The sequence below is a fragment of the Rhizobium sp. FY34 genome (genome assembly GCF_005222845.1).
Lineage (GTDB): Bacteria > Pseudomonadota > Alphaproteobacteria > Rhizobiales > Rhizobiaceae > Neorhizobium.
In genome coordinates this window covers 192,154-212,337 of record NZ_STFZ01000006.1, presented here as the reverse complement: position 1 = coordinate 212,337, position 20,184 = coordinate 192,154, and the positions used below count along the sequence as shown (strand labels likewise).

Annotated in this window: 23 protein-coding genes and 1 pseudogene; 8 read left to right on the top strand and 16 right to left on the bottom strand. The window is 59.1% G+C overall.

All coding sequences use genetic code 11. From position 1 onward, the window contains the following. Window positions 1-10: 10 nt before the first annotated feature. A pseudogene (locus tag E8M77_RS04305) lies at window positions 11-304 on the top strand (DUF167 domain-containing protein); the annotation flags it as partial. On the opposite strand, the gene ppa reads toward E8M77_RS04305, so the two are convergent. The 7 genes from ppa to E8M77_RS04270 form a co-directional block, all read right to left on the bottom strand. Continuing rightward, window positions 305-838: an inorganic diphosphatase gene (ppa, locus tag E8M77_RS04300; RefSeq protein ID WP_137129380.1), complete on the bottom strand. Its 534-nt coding sequence runs from the start codon at window positions 836-838 to the stop codon at window positions 305-307. It abuts the pseudogene before it with no gap. A gap of 125 nt (window positions 839-963) precedes the next feature. Beyond that, complete coding sequence (locus E8M77_RS04295) at window positions 964-1,470, bottom strand: GNAT family N-acetyltransferase (RefSeq protein ID WP_137129379.1); 507 nt, start codon at window positions 1,468-1,470, stop codon at window positions 964-966. A 197-nt stretch (window positions 1,471-1,667) separates the two neighbouring features. Next, on the bottom strand, window positions 1,668-3,491 hold the full coding sequence (gene typA, locus E8M77_RS04290; RefSeq protein WP_137129378.1) for a translational GTPase TypA: 1,824 nt from the start codon (window positions 3,489-3,491) through the stop codon (window positions 1,668-1,670). A gap of 133 nt (window positions 3,492-3,624) precedes the next feature. Continuing rightward, on the bottom strand, window positions 3,625-4,425 hold the full coding sequence (locus tag E8M77_RS04285) for an ABC-2 family transporter protein (RefSeq protein WP_137129377.1): 801 nt from the start codon (window positions 4,423-4,425) through the stop codon (window positions 3,625-3,627). A gap of 3 nt (window positions 4,426-4,428) precedes the next feature. Then, window positions 4,429-5,223 carry an ABC-2 family transporter protein gene (locus E8M77_RS04280; protein ID WP_137129376.1) on the bottom strand — a complete coding sequence of 265 codons (795 nt, stop codon included), beginning with the start codon at window positions 5,221-5,223 and terminating at the stop codon, window positions 4,429-4,431. After that, the gene (locus tag E8M77_RS04275) at window positions 5,220-6,209 is read right to left on the bottom strand and encodes an ATP-binding cassette domain-containing protein (protein WP_137129375.1); all 990 of its coding nucleotides are present in this window, start codon (window positions 6,207-6,209) and stop codon (window positions 5,220-5,222) included. Before E8M77_RS04275 ends, E8M77_RS04280 begins: the two co-directional genes overlap by 4 nt. A gap of 141 nt (window positions 6,210-6,350) precedes the next feature. Continuing rightward, a complete protein-coding gene (locus E8M77_RS04270; RefSeq protein WP_137129374.1) occupies window positions 6,351-8,447 on the bottom strand; it encodes a M3 family metallopeptidase in 2,097 nt (698 codons plus the stop codon). Window positions 8,448-8,618: 171 nt separating this feature from the next. Between E8M77_RS04270 and E8M77_RS04265 the strand changes: the two genes are divergently transcribed. The 3 genes from E8M77_RS04265 to E8M77_RS04255 all read left to right on the top strand — a co-directional run bounded on the left by E8M77_RS04265 (window position 8,619) and on the right by E8M77_RS04255 (window position 10,840). Beyond that, window positions 8,619-9,041 carry a hypothetical protein gene (locus E8M77_RS04265; protein ID WP_137129373.1) on the top strand — a complete coding sequence of 141 codons (423 nt, stop codon included), beginning with the start codon at window positions 8,619-8,621 and terminating at the stop codon, window positions 9,039-9,041. A gap of 120 nt (window positions 9,042-9,161) precedes the next feature. After that, window positions 9,162-9,635, top strand: coding sequence for a MarR family winged helix-turn-helix transcriptional regulator (locus E8M77_RS04260; protein ID WP_137129372.1), 474 nt, complete (start codon window positions 9,162-9,164; stop codon window positions 9,633-9,635). 29 nt (window positions 9,636-9,664) lie between these two features. Further along, entirely contained in the window at window positions 9,665-10,840 is a 1,176-nt protein-coding gene (locus E8M77_RS04255; protein WP_137129500.1) for a multidrug effflux MFS transporter, read from the top strand. A gap of 53 nt (window positions 10,841-10,893) precedes the next feature. On the opposite strand, the gene E8M77_RS04250 is transcribed toward E8M77_RS04255, so the two are convergent. Beyond that, the gene (locus tag E8M77_RS04250) at window positions 10,894-12,117 is read right to left on the bottom strand and encodes an argininosuccinate synthase (RefSeq protein WP_137129371.1); all 1,224 of its coding nucleotides are present in this window, start codon (window positions 12,115-12,117) and stop codon (window positions 10,894-10,896) included. On the opposite strand from E8M77_RS04250, the gene E8M77_RS04245 reads away from it, so the two are divergent. Then, a complete protein-coding gene (locus tag E8M77_RS04245; RefSeq protein ID WP_137129370.1) occupies window positions 12,116-12,337 on the top strand; it encodes a hypothetical protein in 222 nt (73 codons plus the stop codon). The genes E8M77_RS04250 and E8M77_RS04245 overlap by 2 nt on opposite strands. On the opposite strand, the gene E8M77_RS04240 is transcribed toward E8M77_RS04245, so the two are convergent. Further along, window positions 12,300-12,635 (bottom strand): type II toxin-antitoxin system ParD family antitoxin, encoded by a 336-nt coding sequence (locus E8M77_RS04240; RefSeq protein ID WP_246659117.1) that lies wholly within the window; start codon window positions 12,633-12,635, stop codon window positions 12,300-12,302. The two genes, E8M77_RS04245 and E8M77_RS04240, sit on opposite strands and share 38 nt — an antisense overlap. Before the next feature lie 11 nt (window positions 12,636-12,646). Between E8M77_RS04240 and E8M77_RS04235 the strand changes: the two genes are divergently transcribed. The 3 genes from E8M77_RS04235 (at window position 12,647) to E8M77_RS04225 (ending at window position 15,083) form a co-directional block, all read left to right on the top strand. Next, complete coding sequence (locus E8M77_RS04235; RefSeq protein ID WP_137129369.1) at window positions 12,647-13,501, top strand: SDR family NAD(P)-dependent oxidoreductase; 855 nt, start codon at window positions 12,647-12,649, stop codon at window positions 13,499-13,501. A 58-nt stretch (window positions 13,502-13,559) separates the two neighbouring features. After that, on the top strand, window positions 13,560-14,357 hold the full coding sequence (locus E8M77_RS04230) for a hypothetical protein (protein ID WP_137129368.1): 798 nt from the start codon (window positions 13,560-13,562) through the stop codon (window positions 14,355-14,357). Between the two features lie 84 nt (window positions 14,358-14,441). After that, window positions 14,442-15,083, top strand: a complete 642-nt coding sequence (locus E8M77_RS04225) for a LysE family translocator (protein WP_137129367.1) — start codon at window positions 14,442-14,444, stop codon at window positions 15,081-15,083. 2 nt (window positions 15,084-15,085) lie between these two features. On the opposite strand, the gene tenA is transcribed toward E8M77_RS04225, so the two are convergent. The 7 genes from tenA to E8M77_RS04190 all read right to left on the bottom strand — a co-directional run bounded on the left by tenA (window position 15,086) and on the right by E8M77_RS04190 (window position 20,105). Further along, entirely contained in the window at window positions 15,086-15,748 is a 663-nt protein-coding gene (gene tenA / locus E8M77_RS04220) for a thiaminase II (RefSeq protein ID WP_137129366.1), read from the bottom strand. A 5-nt stretch (window positions 15,749-15,753) separates the two neighbouring features. After that, window positions 15,754-17,001: a 23S rRNA (adenine(2503)-C(2))-methyltransferase RlmN gene (rlmN, locus tag E8M77_RS04215; RefSeq protein ID WP_137129365.1), complete on the bottom strand. Its 1,248-nt coding sequence runs from the start codon at window positions 16,999-17,001 to the stop codon at window positions 15,754-15,756. 213 nt (window positions 17,002-17,214) lie between these two features. Further along, entirely contained in the window at window positions 17,215-17,724 is a 510-nt protein-coding gene (locus tag E8M77_RS04210) for an invasion associated locus B family protein (protein ID WP_137129364.1), read from the bottom strand. A gap of 255 nt (window positions 17,725-17,979) precedes the next feature. After that, the gene (locus E8M77_RS04205) at window positions 17,980-18,372 is read right to left on the bottom strand and encodes a YkvA family protein (protein ID WP_137129363.1); all 393 of its coding nucleotides are present in this window, start codon (window positions 18,370-18,372) and stop codon (window positions 17,980-17,982) included. Window positions 18,373-18,452: 80 nt separating this feature from the next. Then, the gene (locus E8M77_RS04200) at window positions 18,453-18,755 is read right to left on the bottom strand and encodes a 4a-hydroxytetrahydrobiopterin dehydratase (protein ID WP_137129362.1); all 303 of its coding nucleotides are present in this window, start codon (window positions 18,753-18,755) and stop codon (window positions 18,453-18,455) included. A 29-nt stretch (window positions 18,756-18,784) separates the two neighbouring features. Next, window positions 18,785-19,372: an RNA 2',3'-cyclic phosphodiesterase gene (thpR, locus tag E8M77_RS04195; protein ID WP_137129361.1), complete on the bottom strand. Its 588-nt coding sequence runs from the start codon at window positions 19,370-19,372 to the stop codon at window positions 18,785-18,787. A gap of 88 nt (window positions 19,373-19,460) precedes the next feature. Next, on the bottom strand, window positions 19,461-20,105 hold the full coding sequence (locus tag E8M77_RS04190; protein WP_137129360.1) for an arylesterase: 645 nt from the start codon (window positions 20,103-20,105) through the stop codon (window positions 19,461-19,463). Between the last annotated feature and the right edge of the window lie 79 nt (window positions 20,106-20,184).

The following is a 20,184-nucleotide window of genomic DNA, read 5'->3' as shown; positions in this document are numbered from 1 at the left end:
CTATAGCCGCCTTGCAGACCATGTGCGCCTGACAGTACGCCTGACACCCAATGCTTCCCGCGACGCGGTGGAAGGCGTGGAACCGTCGGGCGATGGCGATATGTGGCTAAAGGCACGCGTCACGTCTGTGCCGGAGGACGGCAAGGCCAACAAGGCGCTGATCCAGCTGCTTTCCAAGTGGCTAAAAGTTCCGAAATCCTCGATTTCCATCCTGTCCGGCGAAACAGCGCGCAAAAAAATCCTCCGGATCGATGGCGACCCGGAGGATGTGATCAACAGACTGGATAGACTGACGGCGCGCTGATTACTTCTGTGCGTTGTAGCGGTCGATCGCCTCGACGATCAGGCGCTTGGCAACAGTCACATCCTGCCAGCCGCCGATCTTCACCCATTTGCCGGGTTCCAGATCCTTATAGTGCTCAAAGAAGTGCTCGATCTGCTTCAGCGTGATGTCCGGCAGGTCGGTGTAATTGTTGATCTTGTCATAGCGCTGGGTCAGCTTCGGAGCCGGAACAGCCAGGATCTTCTCGTCCTTGCCGCCATCGTCTTCCATGATCATGACGCCGATCGGGCGAACATTGATGACGCAGCCCGGCACAAGCGGACGGGTATTGCAGATGAGAACGTCCACCGGATCGCCATCTTCCGACAGGGTATGCGGAACGAAGCCGTAATTGCCCGGATAGGTCATCGGCGTGTAGAGGAAGCGGTCGACGATCAGTGCGCCGGCATCCTTGTCCATCTCATACTTGATCGGATGGCCACCGACCGGCACTTCAACGATGACGTTTACGTCGTCCGGCGGGTTCTTGCCGATCTTGATCGCATCAATACGCATGTTTCTCCCCGAGAGCGTTTCATGGTGCAGCCTCGATACTGGGAAAACTGATGCATTGCAACACAGGCTTTAACAGCTGTAGCGAAGCTTAGCCGGCGACAGCCCGAGGCTGGAGAGGGAAACGGTCAGGGCCAGATGAAACCAATCTTGCGCAAGTGCACGCCGGCGAAATCCTCCATGCCCTCGGCAAGATCAAGACCGCCATGCCGGCGGAAGAACCGCGTTGCATGTTCGCTGTCTTCCAGGCACCAGACGACAAGCCCGTTGCAGCCGAGCGACTTCAACAGGCGCCGTGTCTCACCAAATAGCCGCCGCCCAAGGCCGATACCCTGGAATTCCGGACGCAGATAGATCTCGTAGATCTCGCCATCCTGCGGCAGCGCACGGGCGCGGTTGAGACCGATCGTGGCATAGCCGGCAATCGTGCCTGCCACATCCAGCACCAGCAGCGTGGAAGGGCCACGGGCGGCACGGCGCCACCAGGCCTCGTCCCGCCGCTCCAGCATTTCGGTGAGCGGCTTGTGGGGAATAATCCCGGCATATGCCTGATTCCAGGCCAACCGGTGAACCTCGGATACATCCCGAGCATCCTGCGGCTCTGCGCGCCGCACGTCGATGGATAATGTCTTCATGACAATACTCTGGTCTCGCCGCTGCCGGTGCGTTGCGGCCAGACCCGGAACAACCATCATGGTCGGCAGTATCTGGACAACGAACCAACATCCCAAGTTAATCTCTTTTTAACCCTGGGAACAAGACGGGAAGCCCATCGCAAGACACAAAAACCCCGGTTTGCACCGGGGTTTTTCGAAAATCGAGGCTGGCTGGCTTAAGCAACGCGTGCCTTGCCGAAGCGCTTGCGATCGTTCGGATCAAGATACATCTTGCGCAGACGGATGGACTTCGGCGTCACTTCCATCAATTCGTCGTCCTGGATCCAGGACAGCGCACGGTCAAGCGTCATGCGGATCGGCGGGGTCAGGCGAACAGCTTCGTCCTTGCCGGCCGAGCGGATGTTGGTGAGCTGCTTGCCCTTCAGAACGTTGACTTCCAGATCGTTGTCACGGGTGTGGATGCCGACGATCATGCCCATATAGACCTTTTCGCCCGGCTCGATGATCATCGGGCCGCGATCTTCCAGGTTGAACATGGCATAGGCCACGGCTTCGCCGGACTGGTTGGACAGAAGCACGCCGTTGGAACGGCCACCGATTTCACCCTTGAACGGCTGATAATCATGGAACAGACGGTTCATGATGGCCGTGCCGCGCGTGTCGGTAAGCAGTTCGGACTGGTAGCCGATCAGACCACGGGTCGGTGCAAAGAACACCAGACGCACGCGATTGCCGCCGGAAGGACGCAGTTCGGTCATTTCGGCCTTGCGCTCGGACATTTTCTGGACGACCACGCCGGAATGTTCTTCATCCACGTCGATGACGACTTCCTCGATCGGCTCCATCAGGGTGCCGTTCTCGTCCTTGTGCATGACGACGCGCGGACGCGATACGGCAAGCTCGAAGCCTTCGCGGCGCATGGTTTCGATGAGAACCGCCAGCTGCAATTCGCCACGACCGGAGACGAAGAACGAATCCTTGCCCTCCGATTCTTCAATCTTCAGCGCCACATTGCCTTCGGCTTCCTTGAACAGACGGTCGCGGATGACGCGGCTCGTCACCTTGTCGCCTTCGGTGCCGGCCAGGGGGCTATCGTTGACGAGGAAGGACATGGTAACCGTCGGCGGATCGATCGGCTGGGCTTCCAGCGCTTCCATTACGGACGGATCGCAGAACGTATCAGCAACCGTGCCCTTGGAAAGGCCGGCAATTGCCACGATGTCGCCGGCATGGGCTTCATCGATCGCCGTGCGCTCGATGCCGCGGAAGGCGAGGATCTTGGAGATACGGCCGCTTTCGATCTGCTTGCCATCCTGTCCCAGAACCTTGACGGACTGGTTCGGCTTGATCGAGCCGGAATGGATGCGGCCAGTGATGACGCGGCCGAGGAAGGGGTTGGCTTCCAGAAGCGTACCGATCATGCGGAAGGCGCCGTCTTCGTCGCCGACGCTCGGCTCCGGAACATGTTCCAGCACGAGGTCCAGCAGGGGGGCCAGGCCCTTGTCCTTCGGGCCTTCCGGCGCCACGTTCATCCAGCCATCGCGACCGGAACCGTAAAGGATCGGGAAGTCGAGCTGCTCGTCGGTCGCATCAAGGCTGGCGAAGAGGTCGAAGACTTCGTTGATGACTTCTTCATGGCGGCCATCGGGACGGTCGATCTTGTTGATCGCCACGATCGGGCGAAGACCAACCTTCAGCGCCTTGCCGACCACGAACTTGGTCTGCGGCATCGGGCCTTCAGAGCTGTCAACCAGAACGATTGCGCCATCCACCATCGACAGAATACGCTCGACTTCGCCGCCGAAATCGGCGTGGCCGGGAGTATCGACGATATTGACGCGCACACCCTTCCACTCCACCGAGGTGGCCTTGGCGAGAATGGTGATGCCACGCTCCTTTTCCAGATCGTTCGAATCCATCACGCGTTCTGCAACGCGCTGGTTTTCACGGAACGAACCGGACTGCTTCAGGAGTTCGTCAACAAGGGTCGTTTTCCCATGGTCAACGTGCGCAATGATCGCGATATTGCGAATTTTCATATTGAGGATCTCTGATGGCTCTGGCGCAAATGCCGCTGGCACGCCTGTTACTTTGAGGGGCTCTTACCCTGTTTTTCGCAAATGCGAAAGGGGGCGGGTGAATCATGGGTTAAGGGATGGGTTGCGGGAGGCCTCAGCCGCCACGGCCCTGATAGCGTGAAAGGCAGAAACGCCAGAAGGCAATGGCCGCAAGCACTGAAAGCGGGCCGGCGGCAAGCGTGGCGAAGGGCGCCAGGGACCCAAGATAGGCGACCGGCCGGCCAAGAAGAACAGAAACCGGCACATAGGCCATGTAACCAAGCGGAATGACGGTCAGCAGTGCCATCTGGAAGATGGGCGCGAAAATAGACGCCGGGTAACGCGACAATTCCCAGAAATCAAAGAAAATGCCGAAGAGATAGCGGGCGCGTCCGAGGAGTAGTGCGCAGGCACCGATCATGGTCAGCATGGAGGCCGTGATCAAAGCCGAACTGATCAGGCCGCCGACAATGAGGGTGAAGGTTGCCATGTTCCAATCAATGGAAAGCTGCGGCAGGGACCAGGCGATGATGCCAATGCCGAGAAGGACATGCCCGCCATATTCAATGTTGAAGCCGGAAAACACCAGATAGGCCCAGGGGTTGATCGGACGCACCAGAAGCGTATCGAATTCGCCGCCCAGCACGATTTCTTCCATGCGGCGCAACTGGACCAGCGTGAAGCAGGCGCCCAGCGCATAGCCCAGCGTGTGAAACCCAAGCAGCAAGGCCATCTGCGGCCAGGTCCAGCCCCCAAGCGTCTCGAAGCGGGTGAGGATAATCCAGATCGAGGCAAAAACACCAATATAGCCGAAGGCCTGAGCGATCCAGGAAATGATCAGGCTGGCACGGAATTCCAGCCGGGTGCGCACCCGTAGCCGCATGAGATAGAGGCACAGCGATAGAGTTTCACGCATGGCTCAGCCTCCCTGAACGACCACTTGCCGGCAGGCAAGCGACCAGACAAAGGCAACGAGCCCGCCCAGAACCACAGACCAGCCCATTCCGGCAGCGAGGTATATGATACCGGTCACGACATCACGCTCCCCCAGATAGATTGCCATGGGATGATAGGTGATCCACGAAAACGGCAGGACATGCGCCACTTTTGCCAGGCCTGACGGGAAAAACCAGATCGGCACCAGCCCACCGGACAGGACGGTGAGCAGGCCACGCAAGAACCATTCCAGCGAATGTGCATCAAACACCCAGAAGGAAAACAGGCCGATCAGGATGGCGCTGAGCATCAGGATCGCCAGGGACACGGCCAGAAAGCCAAGAAACAGGATGGCATGGCCAAGGCTGGCCGGCGGCTGAACACCATAAATCAAACCCATGATGGCAATGACCGGCAGCGATGTCATGACCCAGTCGAAAAGCCGCGAGCCAAGCTGTTCGGCCAGCAGCATTACGGGATAGTTGACCGGCCGCAGCAGCGTTGCACCAATGGCACCCGTGCGGATCGTCGTGCCGACATCACGCACGATCATCGTTGCATCCCAGCTCGACAGGATGGTACCGCCGATCAGCGCATAGGTAATCATCTGCGGCAACGATATGCCGTTCATTGTGCCATGCCCGGCAAAAACGGCCTGCCAGATGGAAATGCGGGCGAGGATCTCGATCAGCCCACCCAGAATGCGGACAAGCATTTTCGACCTATGCTCGACCTCCCGCTGAAATGAGGCCCGGATCAGCGCAAGAAAGGCGCTCATATCGCCGGCCTCGACTGATAATGCGTGCGGATGATCTCCTCGATGCCCGGCTCATGCAGACGTATATCGCGCAGATCCGCATCCGCCTTGAGTGCGGCCAGGAGCTGCACCAGCGAGCGGCCATCGTCCGGCAGGAGGAATTCGCGTACCAGGCCCTCACCGCCGCACAACTCGGCGCCTTCGACATGCACCGTCTCCGGTTCGCTGGAAAATTCCAGCGTCAGCCGGCGGCGCGCCCCGAAACGGGCCCGCATTTCGGGGATTGCACCGTCGAACAGAAGCCGCCCGTCATCGACCATGATCAGTCGCGGGCAAATCTCCTCGATATCCTGCAGGTCATGGGTGGTGAGAATGATGGTCGTGCCGCGTTCGCGGTTGATGCGTGACAGGAACTTGCGCACCACATCCTTGGCAACCACATCAAGCCCAATTGTCGGCTCATCGAGAAACAGGATTTTCGGTTCGTGCATCAGCGCCATGGCGATTTCAGCCCGCATGCGCTGACCAAGGCTCAAGTGACGGACCGGGCGCTGCAGAAAGGACGTCAGCCCCATCATCTGCGTCAGCTCGGATCGGTTGCGCTCGAAGACCTCCACCGGCATGCGGTAGAGGCGCCGGTGCAGTTCGAAACTTTCAAACAGCGGCAGTTCCCACCACAACTGGGTACGCTGGCCAAACACAGCGCCGATCTGCCTCGCATTGGCCATCCGCTTGGCCTGCGGATGGCGCCCAAGCACGGACACCTCACCGGACGAGGGCGACAGGATGCCTGTCAGCATCTTGATCATGGTGGACTTGCCGGCACCGTTTGGCCCGAGATAGCCGACCGCCTCGCCAGCCGCGATCGAGAAGGAAATGTCTTCTACCGCATGCACCGGCCGGGTGACCGGCGACAGAAAGCCGCGCAGGGCACCGATCACGCCCGGCTGCGGCACGCGCTGGACGAAAGTCTTGCGGACATTTTCGGCGCGGATGATCGGAGCCATGACGGGGAACCCTGATGAAAGGAGCTCCCCGATAGGAGAGTCGCATGAATTCTATGCGACAGTTTGGCGATTTTCTCGACAGCAATTTTGATGGGAACCATTCCCATCGAATATGGTCGAAATCCCTAGATCAGCAACACCTTAAGCGTCGCTACCGGAAAGCTCGCCCACCATGGCAAGACCTTTCTTGCGCAGCATGGCGTCTGGATCCGGAAGCTTGCCGCGAAAGGCCTTGTAGGCTTCTTCCGGATCGATGGAGCCGCCGACCGAATAGATGTTGTTCTTCAGCTTGCGCGCCATGACCGGATCAAACGCATTTCCGCTTTCCTCGAAGGCGGCAAAGGCATCCGCATCCAGCACTTCCGACCACATGTAGGAATAATAGCCGGCCGAATAGCCATCGCCGGAAAACACATGCTGGAAATGCGGGGTGGCATGGCGCATGACGATGGAGGATGGCATGCCGATGTCGGCTAGCACCTGCGCCTGCACGGCCATCGGATCGTCCACGGCCTCCGAACGAGTGTGGAACGCCATATCGACCAGAGCCGAAGAGGTGAACTCCACCGTGTTGAAGCCAGAATTGAAGGTGCGGGCGGCAAGAACCTTGTCGAGCAGCGCCTTGGGCATCGGTTCGCCGGTCTCGTAGTGCACGGCATATTGCGTCAGGATTTCCGGCACGGTCAGCCAGTGTTCGTAAAGCTGCGAGGGCAGTTCGACGAAATCGCGCGAGACGCCGGTGCCGGAGACGGACGGATAGGTGACATTCGACAGAATGCCGTGCAGACCGTGGCCGAATTCGTGAAACAGCGTGCGCGCATCATCCAGCGATAGAAGTGCGGGCTTGCCCGGTGCCGGCTTGGCGAAATTGCAGACATTATAGATGATCGGCAGCTCGCCCATGCTGCCATTCTTCAGCTGCAGCTTGTGCTGGCTCTGAAACGCGCTCATCCAGGCGCCGGACCGCTTGGAAGAACGGGCAAAATAATCGCCGAGGAACATGGCAATCAGCACGCCTTCCTCGTTGCGAACCTCAAAGACCCGCACATCCGGATGATAGGCGGGAACATCCTTCACTTCGGTCAGCGTGATGCCGAACAGACGATGCGCGACATCGAATGAGGCCTCGATCATCTTTTCCAGCTGCAGATAGGGTTTCAGTTCCGATTCGGAAAAATCAAACAGGCGCTCGCGCAGCTTTTCCGAATAATAACGCCAGTCATAGGGCTGCACCGCGCCATTGATGCCATCCTCGGCCATCAGGCCTGCGAGATCCGATGCTTCTTCCAGCGCCTTGGCGCGGGCCTTCGCCCAGACCTTCATCAAAAGAGCGTTCACATTGTCGGGCGTCTTTGCCATCGTGTCGTCAAGCTTGTAGGCGGCAAAATTCGCATAGCCCAGCAGCTTTGCCTTTTCGGCCCGCAGCGCCAGGATCTGACGCACGATTGCGACATTGTCGCGCTCGCCGCCATTTTCACCGCGCTTCACCCAGGCGCCGAACGCCTGTTCGCGCAGGTCCCTTCGGGATGAGAAGGTGAGGAAAGGCTCGATGATCGAGCGCGACAGCGTGACGGCATGCGCACCTTCCGGCGCTTCCCGTTCGCGCGCAGCCCCTGCCATGGCATCGAGCAGAAAGCCCGGCAGGCCGGCAAGCTCGTCGTCTGCGGTGAGGATCAGCGACCAGCCCTTCTCATCGCCCAGAACATTCTGGCCAAACTGCGCACCAAGCCCGGCAAGCGTCTCATTGATAGTGGCCAGTCGCTCCTGCTCATCCTTGGACAGCTTGGCGCCGGCCCGCACGAAACCCTTCCAGTGACGCTCCAGAACCCGCCTCTCCTCAAGCGTCAGATCCAGCGTTTCCTGCTGCGCATAGAGCGCATCGACGCGGGCAAAAAGCGCCACATTCATGGCGATCTTCGAATAGTGGCGCGACATTTTCGGGGCGATCTCACGCTCCAGCCCCTGGATGAGTTCATTGGTATGAGCGCCTGCCCTGTTCCAGAACAGAGCAGAGACACGCGAAAGATCGTCTCCGGCCAATTCCAGCGCAATCACCGTATTGGCAAATGTCGGCGCCTCGGAACTTCCGGCAATCGCATCGATCTCGGCCGAATGAACCTCAAGCGCCGCCGAAAAGGCGGCAGCGAAATCCTCGTCCTTCACTTTGTCGAACAGAGGAAGCCCATGGTGGCCGCTCCAGTCGATGAGGGCAGGATTAATCTGCGTGTGAATGGTCATAGGTGTCATCCTCTGCAAGCTGATGCGATGTGTATGAGCGAAAACGGCAAATCTGGAAAGGGAATGCAACTTACAGGCCTATAAGAAATGTTAACTCAATATTAGCAATTGACGGTTTTGCAACCTGTGACTACACCCACAACCATATCCGATGAATATGGATATAGTCCGGTGGAAATCACTTCCCTACACTGGTCCGGCAGCCAGCTCCCACAGGAGCATGCGCAAACGGCCAGAACAGAAAAGCAGAAGTTTGTCCTGCCTTCTGAAACCCGTGCGGTTTTCGAAGTGCCTGATGCTGCCGTGCCGGAACTGGATTATTCCGCCATATCCCCGCGCCTACTTCGCGAAGTTGCACTTCAGAAATATGTCACCGGCAAGATCGAGCAAGATGTCTATATCGCGCTGGCGCAGGAATTGCCGATGGAAGCCGTCGATTCAACCGGTCAAGTGCTGGATCTTTCGACCGTGACCGATGATACCGAATTCAATTTCGAGGAATATTACCGCGAACAGCGGGACCTTGCCGCAGCACTGGGCGACGAAGACAAAGCCAGCACGCTGAATTCCGTTCTGGGCTTCCTCAACGCCTGACGCCCTCGCAATCACCGAGACCAGGGTGCTGCCGATGATTTATCGCGCCGCACTGGCATTTTAGGCAGTTGCCTCTCTCCCAAAAAATAGTAAGGGTGCCTTAACAACCGGCGGACACGCATGGGCACTGCATCTGACATCCATATTCTAGGGTTTCTGCTGACGGATGGCGCGCGCCTGATGCGCAGCGCGTTCGAGCGGCGTATTGCAGGTGCAGGGCTTGGCATTACGCCCGGCGAGGCACGCACGCTTCTCAATATCCATGCGCTGAAAGACTGTCGCCAACTTGAACTTGCCGCACGCATGGGCATAGAGCCGATGACCGTCTGCTCCTTTCTCGACAAGCTGCAGGGCATGGATCTCATCTCACGCCAGCCGGACCCCAATGATCGGCGCGCCAAGCGTGTGACGCTGACCCCCGCAAGCGAACCGATGATCGAAGCGCTCAAGACCGAAATCAACGCCGTGCTTGCCACGGCTATGATGGGACTTGCACCGGAGGACGTCGAAGGCCTGCGACATGCGCTCACGACACTTTCCGCCAATCTCCAGGCGGATGCCGCGCCTGCCAGCGAACAGACAGACAATTCGTGACACAGACCAACCCTTCCGAGCGGCCACGCATGAGCGAGCGGCGCACGACATTTCTCGGCGCGCTTCTAACAACGCTCGGGCCTATTTCCATGGCCGTCTATACGCCCGCCATGCCGCAGCTTGTCACGGCCTTTGGCACGACGGAAGCCGCCATCAAGCTCAGTCTTTCGGTGTTCTTCGGCGGCTTTGCGCTGGCACAGCTGGTGGCGGGGCCACTCTCGGATGCGCTGGGCCGCAAGGCCGCGACGCTGATCTTCCTTACTATCTATCTCGTCGGCTCGCTGCTGGCAGCCTTTGCACCCAGCGTGGAGTTCATGCTGGCTGCCCGCCTGATCCAGGGCATCGGCGCCTCCGTCGGCGTGGTCGTCGGACGCGCCATTGTGCGCGATCTCTATACCGGCGCGCATGCGGCCCGGATCCTCAATATGATCGGCATTTTTCTGGCCGTTGGACCGGGCCTTGGCCCAACGCTCGGCGGCCTGACGCTGGCCGCCTTCAGCTGGCATGCCGTGTTTCTGCTGATGATCGGCTTCGGCCTTCTGGCCGGGCTCTGCACGATTTTCCTCCTGCGGGAAACCGTGGTGCCGGATCTGGGCCGGCTGCATCCGCTGCGGCTGGCGCGCAGCTATCTGGAGGTCGGCAGCAATCTGCAGTTTCTGACCGCATCGCTGGTACTGAGCGGCACTGTCGGCGCACTTTACGCGCAATCCACCATGCTGCCCTTCGTGCTGATCAACCGCGTGAGCCTGACGCCGACACAGTTTGGCGTCGGCATGCTGATGCAATCGGGCTTTTATCTTCTGGGCTCACTTGCCCTGAAACTTGTTGCCCCGCGGCTTGGCGGCGCGCGCTCTGCAGCTTTCGGCGTCACCCTCTGTGGCATCGGCGCCACCATCATGGCCCTGTCGATTGCCTTCGTGCCGCCCTTCTTCCTGTCGGTCATGGCGCCGGTTGCCATCTGCACCTTCGGCCTTGCCTTCCTGACACCCTATGTGCTGACGGTCAGCATGGCGCCCTTTGCCCATATTGCCGGATCGGCCTCGGCACTGACCGGATTTTTGCAGATGTCGGCCGGCTTTCTAGCCGGGATCGCGGCCGCTTGGGTGGGAGACCCGCTCACGGCCTTCGGCATCATCATTCCCGCCATGCAGCTCTGCGCGGTGGCCGGCTTCATCTGGCTGCGCGTTCTCATCCGGCGGACATGAAAAAGGCCCGCTTCCCTTTCGGGACGCGGGCCTCTTGATCACTCTGCGATCGATTACCGGCCGAGATTGCGCTTTGCGAGCGTGCGCAGGCGAAGGGCATTCAGCTTGATGAAGCCGGCGGCATCCTTCTGGTCATAGGCACCCTGGTCATCCTCGAAGGTGACGAGCTGGTCGGAATAGAGCGATTTCGGCGACGAGCGACCGATGACCATGACATTGCCCTTGTAGAGCTTCAGCGTCACTTCGCCTTCCACATGCTCCTGGCTCTTGTCGATCATGGCCTGCAGCATTTCACGCTCCGGCGAGAACCAGAAGCCGTAATAGATAAGCTCCGCATAACGCGGCATCAGCTCATCCTTGAGATGGGCAGCACCTCGGTCGAGCGTGATGCTCTCGATGGCGCGATGCGCAGAAAGCAGGATCGTGCCGCCGGGGGTTTCATAGACGCCGCGCGACTTCATGCCGACAAAGCGGTTTTCCACGAGATCCAGACGGCCGATACCGTTGTCACGGCCATAATTGTTCAGCTCGGCGAGAAGCGTGGCCGGGCTCATGCGAACACCGTTGATCGAAACCGCATCGCCCTTTTCAAAGCCCACCGTGATCACGGTTGCCTTGTCGGGCGCAGCTTCCGGCGAAATGGTGCGCATATGCACATATTCGGGGGCTTCAACCGAGGGATCTTCCAGAACCTTGCCTTCAGACGAGGAATGCAAAAGGTTTGCATCGACCGAGAAGGGTGCTTCGCCTTGTTTGTCCTTGGCAACCGGGATCTGGTGCTCTTCGGCAAACTTCAGGAGATCGGTGCGGCTCTTGAAGGCCCAGTCGCGCCAGGGCGCGATGATCTTGATATCCGGGTTCAGCGCATAGGCGGAAAGCTCGAAGCGAACCTGGTCATTGCCCTTGCCGGTCGCACCATGGGCGATGGCATCGGCGCCGGTCCGCTTGGCAATCTCGATCAGATGCTTGGAAATCAGCGGGCGGGCAATCGAGGTGCCCAGCAGATAGACGCCTTCATAAACGGCATTGGCGCGGAACATCGGGAAGACGAAATCGCGCACGAATTCTTCGCGAACATCCTCGATGAAGATCTCCTTGATCCCCATCATCTCGGCCTTCTTGCGCGCCGGCTCAAGCTCTTCGCCCTGGCCGAGATCGGCGGTGAAGGTGACGACTTCGGCGCCAAGTTCGGTCTGGAGCCATTTCAGGATGATCGAGGTGTCGAGACCGCCGGAATAGGCGAGAACGACTTTCTTCACGTCTTTGGGGAGTGCCATGTCGATGAGTTCCGTCTGGAGGGGCGGATCGCGAAACCCGCCGGATATCTTGATGAATGGCGGCACTTTTAGCGAGTTTACCGCGTGGCGCAAGGGCAGCGACGGCGCGAAGCCATCAGAGATGCCGACCGATGTTCATGCGCTGGTGGAGGATGCGGAAGTGAACAATCCTCTGGCGGGCTTCAGCCGGCAGGATAGCGACGGCGCATGTCTTGAATGAAGGCGTCGAAGTCAAAAGGCTCGGGCTCGCCCGATGCTTCCCCCTCGTCGATGGCCGCCCGGATGGCCAGCAAGCCATCATCCTGGTCGCGCAGCAATTCGAGTGCGGCCTGGATAACCTCGGATTCCGAGGCATAGTCTCCGGCACTGACCTTGTGATCGATGAATTCCGCAAGCGCGTCTTCAACAGTAATCGTTGCCATCCTGCCCATGCCCGATCCTTTGGCCGCAAGCCCGTCATGTTGACGATAGGTCGCAAGGATACCATATCCGGCAAGAGTGAGAACCAGGACAAGCACGGAGCCGCCCCATGACAATCCAGCACCCAGCCCTCGCAAAGGGCCATGTCGCCGTCGTCACCGGCGCAGCATCCGGGATTGGTCTTGCTGCGGCCAAGGCCTTTGCCCGCATGGGTCTCTGCGTGGTGCTCGCCGATCTGGAGGGCGACAGACTGGCAGAGGCGGCCATCTCAGTTGCCGCTCTTTCCGAAAACGGCGAGACGGATGTGGTGGCCATCGGCACCGATGTCTCCAGGCCGGACGAGCTGGAAGCGCTGGAGCGCGCCGTCATCCAGCGCTTCGGCCGTGTTCATGTGCTGATGAACAATGCCGGCATCCAGCCCGGCAGCGCGCTGTTTGGCCCGCAGGCCAATTGGGAAAACGCGCTGGCCGTCAATCTGATGGGCGTCGTCAATGGCAGCCGGATTTTCGGCCCCGGCATGGTGGCGCACAGGGATGCAGCACTGATCATCAATACCGGTTCCAAGCAGGGCATTACCACGCCGCCGGGAGACCCGGCCTATAATGTCTCCAAGGCCGGCGTAAAGGCCTTCACCGAGGCGCTAGAACATGAGTTGCGCAATACGGAAGGCTGCATGGTTTCTGCCCATCTGCTCATCCCCGGTTTCGTCTATACGGGACTGACGGCAAACGGGCGCAGCGAAAAGCCGGCGGCGGCCTGGACCGCGGAGCAGACAGTGGATTTCATGCTGGAAAGCATCGTGCGCGGCGATTTCTACATTCTCTGCCCCGACAATGACGTGGACCGGGCACTGGATGAAAAGCGTATCGCCTGGGCAGCAGGCGATATTATCGAAAACCGCCCGCCGCTGTCACGCTGGCACAAGGACTATGCAGCCGCATTTACGAGTTACCTTAAGACGTAGAATATTGACTTATCCCCCGATGGTTGTATAACCGACATTACAATCAGGAGGAGCTGAGATGTCAAAATTCTATGCCTGGGTGGTCCCTGCCTATATCAGCGGGTCACCCGTCGATCACACATGGGTGACAAGCTATGACAACCGCATCAATCCCTATCCGGATATTGCGGCGGTGATACAGGCTGGCCAATCGAACTGGTTTTGCTGGGGATCGTTTCATCCGAAGGGCGGCGCACCAACCCATCCGGATGGTTTCATCGGTAGCCAAGCGGGCAATGGCAGTCTCGCATCCTGCCTGGTGGAAGCAAACCAGCCATCCAATGGCAACCCTCCGGCGCAGGGCACGATCTTCACCTATGGCGTCGATGGGGTCTGCCACCAACTGGCAAACCAGGTGCTCTATGCCACCGGCGGACCGGGCATTGCACCGCTGACTGTCAAGGCAGCACGTGGTTACGCTCTATCCTCGTTCATTTATGGCACCTATGGCTTGCAACACGCCGCGTGGCAGCAGAAGATCGCCGCATGCACCGGCGTCAAACAACTGATGTCCGTCGCGAGAGGAGCAGAAGCAATGGCTGATCTGCCGGACGATTTCGAACAACAGGCCAGAGAGGCACTGGGTGACAAGCCAGAGGTTCTCAGCAAGCTCATGAACCTGCGTGGGCAGGTCCAGGCTTTCTCCATGCAGAGGACGCCGGGCTTCCTGCCGCCGGAGCCTGACTATCTGAATGCCCGCAATCAGCACCTGATCGACCAGGCGGCAGCCCTTCTGGGCCCGGACGATTTCCGAAAGCTCTTCGGCATCGAACCCGGCGAGAAGGTCAATCTCGTCGATCCGAACGTCGAACGCTAAGCGCTCACACCAAGACTGGCAGCGCAGCCAAAGACCATATAGAGCTTCGGGGATTGCATCATTGCGCGCGCCCCGAGGCCTTCCATGGATTTCCTGCCGAGCCTGCCCACTCTTGTCACCTTTACCGGCATGTGCCTGCTCCTGGCCATAACGCCTGGGCCAGACATGACTCTGTCGATCAGCCGGGCCCTGTCGCAAGGCAGCAAGCGTGCGCTTTACGTTGTCATCGGCACCACAACCGGCATCATGACCCACACCCTGCTGGTCGCCTTTGGCGTATCGGCGCTGATCACCGCCTCGCCGACCGCATTTTTCCTGCTGAAAACCGGAGGTGCGGCCTATCTTCTGTGGCTTGCCGTCCAGGCCGTGCGCTACGGCTCCAATCTGCGGGTGGAAGCGGTGGACGGGCCGCAGGTATCGGCCTGGAGCAATGTCTCGATGGGGCTCTGGGTGAACCTACTCAACCCTAAGGTCATCATCTTCTTCATGACTTTCCTGCCGCAATTTGTCACGGCGGAAGATCCAAACGTCACCCAGAAGCTGATTTTCCTCGGATTCTTCTTCATCTTCGTTGGCAGCCCGGTCAACGTCATCGTCATCCTGGCGGCCGATCGGCTGGCCAAATGGCTACAGGCCAATCCGAAGATCCTGCGCGGCATCGATTATACATTTGCCGGCGTGTTTTCTATCTTTGCCGTGAAAATCTTCATGACACAGGCGCGCTGAACTCAGCTCAGATCAAGACCCATTTGCCAGAAATCGGCCTCGAGCCGCGTTGCATCACGCAAGACAACCGAAAGACGCTGCATCCGCCCGGCATCCAACCCAGCCAGTCTGGCGTTCAACCAGTCCAGTTCCGAGCTTACCAACGCCTGATATTCATCGCCGGCATACATGTCGATCCAATCCGCATAGGGATTACCCTGACGCAGAGTGAATGGCTGTTGCCGAATCCAGCTGGCGATTTCACCATAGCCGATGATGCAGGGCGCAAGCGCCACATGCAGGTCGAGAAGATCACCGCTCATGCCGACGTCGAGCACATAGCGCGTATAGGCAAGCGTCGCCTTCGATTCCGCAAGCTGGGCCAGATCCGCCTCCGAAATCCCCCATTGAGCACAATAGCCGATGTGAAGGCCAAGCTCGACATCGACAATCGCCTTCAGGCTTTCAAGACCCTGGCGGATTTCCGAAAGGTCGCGGCTTTTGTAAACGGCCAGACCCCAAGCCCGCGCGAACTGGATGAGGAACAGGTAATCCTGCTTGAGATAGTGCTGGAACGCCGCTTCCGGCAGCGTGCCGGTGGCCAGGTCCCGGACAAAACGGTGCTCGATATAGGCCTGCCAGTCCGCCGCGTTCTGCTGCTTCAGGATCTCGAAGGATGCGGCCATGTCGATCAGTCGTCCTCGCCATGGCCGGCGATCATCATCGCCTCGAAGGCAAGGCGCTCGGTCTTGCGCATGCGCTCGGAATCCGATTTCAGCTGGCCGCAGGCAGCCAGAATATCGCGACCGCGTGGGGTGCGGATCGGCGAGGCATAGCCCGCCTGGTTGATGAAATCGGCAAACTTCTCGATCGTTGCCCAGTCCGAACACTGGTAATTGGTGCCCGGCCACGGGTTGAAGGGAATGAGGTTGATCTTGGCCGGCACGCCTTTCAAGAGCTTGATCAGTTCCTTGGCATCTTCCAGGCTGTCATTGACGTCCTTCAGCATCACATATTCGAATGTGATGCGACGGGCATTCGACACGCCGGGATAATTGCGGCAGGCCTCGATCAATTCCTTCAGCGGATATTTCTTGTTGATCGGCACCAGCATGTCGCGCAGCTCGTCGCGCACCGCATGCAGGGAAATGGCCAGCATGACGCCGATCTCGTCGCCGGTGCGGAAGATCTCCGGCACGACGCCGGAGGTAGAAAGCGTGACGCGCCGCTTCGACAGAGACAGCCCGTCACCATCCGTTGCAATCAGCAGGGCATTCTTGACGCTTTCGAAATTATAAAGCGGCTCGCCCATGCCCATCATCACGACATTGGTGACCTTGCGATCACCGGTCGGCACAAAGGCGCCGGGCGGTGTATCCGTGCCCGGAAAATCGCCCAGCCGGTCGCGCGCCAGAAGCAACTGCGACAGGATTTCCTCAGCGGTCAGGTTGCGCACCAGGCGCTGCGTACCCGTGTGGCAGAAGGAACAGGTGAGCGAACAGCCGACCTGGCTGGAAATGCACAGCGTTCCGCGCCCGTCTTCGGGAATATAGACCGTCTCGACCTCGACAGGCCGCCCGGCACCGCGCGGCGGAAACCGCAACAGCCATTTGCGCGTGCCGTCATTGGAAACCTGCTCTTCGACGACTTCCGGGCGCGCAATGGTGAAATGCGTCTTCAGCATCTCGCGCATGTCCTTGGCCACATTGGTCATGGCATCGAAATCGGACACGCCGCGAATATAAAGCCAATGCCAGAGCTGGCTGACGCGCATGCGCACCTGCTTATCCGTCACGCCCTTTTCGCGCAGCGCCGCAGCCATTTCCTCGCGCGTCAGGCCAATCAGCGTCGGCTTGCCCGATATCAGGTCCGGCTGCGCCACCAGAGGTTTTTTCACCGTGTCCGCCAATACCATGGCTTCGGAAACAGACATGCTCATGATCCCATTCGAACGGCTGCGCATCACGGCGCCTAAGCGCCGGGGCAGTCCATGATCTCGTCGTGTGAAATGCGTCTGCGGTTCATGATGTACAAGACATCGACCGCCTGTTGTGGCGCCCTTTATCACCAAATCGGCGGCACGTCACCCTCAGACGCAAAAAGGCCGGCCCTGCGGCCAGCCTCTATCTTGGCGTCGCTTGAAACGACGATTTTACTTGCAGGTCTCGATGCGCTTCAGCGCCTGGGAAAGACCAGCCAGCGAATAGGAATAATTGGTGGCCGTGCCGCGCAGCGACGTCGCCTTCACGGTCATGCTGGAGCCGGTCTTCATCGCCGCCACAAGGGCTGGCTCTTCGGCGGCATTTTCCACCCAGGCTGCCTTGTCCTTGACGAACATGACGAAGCTGCGCTTGTCGATGGTGACATTGACCTTCGAGTCAGCCTTCAGGGTATAACCCATCATCGACTGCGGCTCGTAGGAAATGTTCTGGCCGGGGCGCTGCGACACGATGAAGAACACATCGCCGTGATCGACGCTTGCGGGCTCTTTGGTGGTCGGAACGGACAACACATAGCAGACAGTGCTGTTGCCGGACTTGTAGGAATAAGCGCCCCAGTTCTTGAACTGCTCAAGACGGGTCGGCGCCGGAGACTGGGCCGAAGCCAACACGGTGCTGGCGAGCAAAAGGGTCGACGCGATGGCGATCTGTCTTACAAACATTGTGTCCTGCCAGTTTTCTCATTCAACGGCCGACCGGGCGGCGAGGGGCCGGGCTTGGTCGCTAATCCGTTAGACTTTGACTTAATTTCGGTTACCAAACCGTCAACGACAACCATCCGATGGGCTGAAGCATCGCCGGACCTGTGAAAAACAGTGACAGGATGGGTTGAAGCGGCACATAGCCCACTATTCCCGGATCTTGCCTCCGAGGCTCCAATGAAACGAGGATTTGGGCAAGAGTTGGGCCGCTGGGCGTTAACCGGCTGCCGGCTCAAGATCCGGGTCGTCCGCCAGCACCCGATCGGCAGCCTCATAGTGGCTGTCATTGATATGCGACTGGATCATTCTGAGTGCTGCGGCCAGCACGGCGATATCATCGGTAAAGCCAACCATGACGAACATGTCGGGCAGGAAATCCAGCGGCAGGACGAAATAGGCAAGCGCTGCAAGCAGTATGCCGCGCACCCGGCGCGGCGTGTTCGGATCCATCGCACAGTAATAGGCTGCTGCAACATCGCGGCTGAACGGCACGACCCTGACGGCGCGCTTCAGCGTCGGCCAGAATTTCGCCTGCACCCTGCGTTCCTGACGGGTCTGGGTATCCTCGTCGCCGGGAAGAAGAATTTCTCCGATCTTCACGTCATCCATGGTTGCCCTCCGATCTATTCGTCCTCAGACGCTGCCGGATTTATATGGCGCTTTGCGGGCACCACTTCAATCATGCCATATCACTCATGGCGCCGGGCGGACCTGTCGATCGCACGGGCAAGCTTGATGTCACGCTCCGTCACGCCACCCGAATCATGCGTCGTCAGCGTGATCTCCACCCGCGCATAGACATTGCTCCATTCCGGATGATGATCGAGCTTTTCAGCCGAAAGCGCCACTTCCGTCATGAAGCCGAAGGCCTCGCGGAAGCTTGCAAATCGCAGGCTTCTGGTGATCGAGAGACCATCCTGCGCCAACGTCCAGTCATTCAGGGTGGAGAGAGCCGCATGGATCGCCTCCAGCACCAGCTTTTCATCGCGCATGATGTTTTCTCACACTCTGCTCAAGACTGTCAGTAAAGGCTTTCTTCGAGATGGTGATCGGCACCGGCATAGCGCACATGGCTTTCCTGCAGCGGAAACACTTCTTCGGTGAGATAGGGCCCACCACCAACCGATTCCTTCGATGACATCAGCACGAACCGGCCAACAGTGAAGGGAAGCGTGTGGAAATTGCCGCGTCCGGCCAAGTAATGCACCACATCATCGACGCGGGAGGCGCGCAGCCGCGCAAGCGTCACATGCGGCATGAACTTTCGCGGATCGGGGGGAAGACCGACGCGCTGGCAGATCCGCTCAATCTCGCCTTGCAGGGCACTCAGTTCCGGCGAAGGAGAAACGCCGGCCCAGACGGAGTGCGGTTTTTTCGATCCGAACGAACCGGTTCCACTCAGGCTGATCTGGAATTCCTCGCGATCAACGCGGTCGAGACGGTTGACGATCTCATCGGCAGTGCGCCCATCCACATCGCCAATGAAGCGCAATGTGATGTGATAGCTTTCGACATCGATCCAGCGTGCACCAGGCAGACCACCCCGCAACAGGGACAGACTCATGGCGGCATTGCGCGGGACTTCGAGGGCGGTGAAAAGTCTCGGCATAGCGAACCTCCTCGAATCTCTTGCGTATATCTGACAGCGGAACACGCAACGGCGTTCCGCGCAAGCTATGATTTTTGCCCTGCAACAATCAATTGGCCGGCGTGATCGATTTGACGAAACGTTCCACGACCGGCAAGGACAGCTCCACCATGACACCGACGCCCTTGGCATTGGGGTGCATGCCATCTTCCAGCTGCAGACCGGGTTGCGTCACAACGCCGTCCAGAAAGAAGGGGTAGAGCGCCAGCCCGTGCTTTTCAGCCAGACGGCTGTAGATGCTGTTGTACCGTTCACCGTAATCGCCGCCCATATTGGGAGGTGCGATCATGCCGGCCAGAAGCACCGGAATATTGCGCTCCTTGAGCCGCACAATGATAGCTTCGAGGTTCTTTTCCGTCTGCTCCGGCGAGACGCCACGCAGTGCATCATTGGCGCCAAGCTCGAGGATAACCCCATGCGTGCCGTCTGGCACCGACCAATCGACGCGCGACAGGCCGGCCGCCGTCGTATCGCCTGAAACCCCGGCATTGGTCACCACAATATCATAGCCTTTGTCCTTCAGCGCCTTTTCAAGCTGTGCCGTATAGGATTCGGATGACGGCAACAGATAGCCGGCCATCAGGCTATCGCCAAAGCCGACTAGCTGGAGCGTTTTTGCCGTGGCCGCGGCGGCGGAACCGAGGGCGAGCCCGGCAATGACAATCACGTGAAGCAGGGCTGCTTTGAATTTCATGGAACTCTTCCCTAGATTGGACTGGTCTGTCGCGCTGCGGCATACGTATGTCGAGACATGCATTTCCGCAAAATATCGG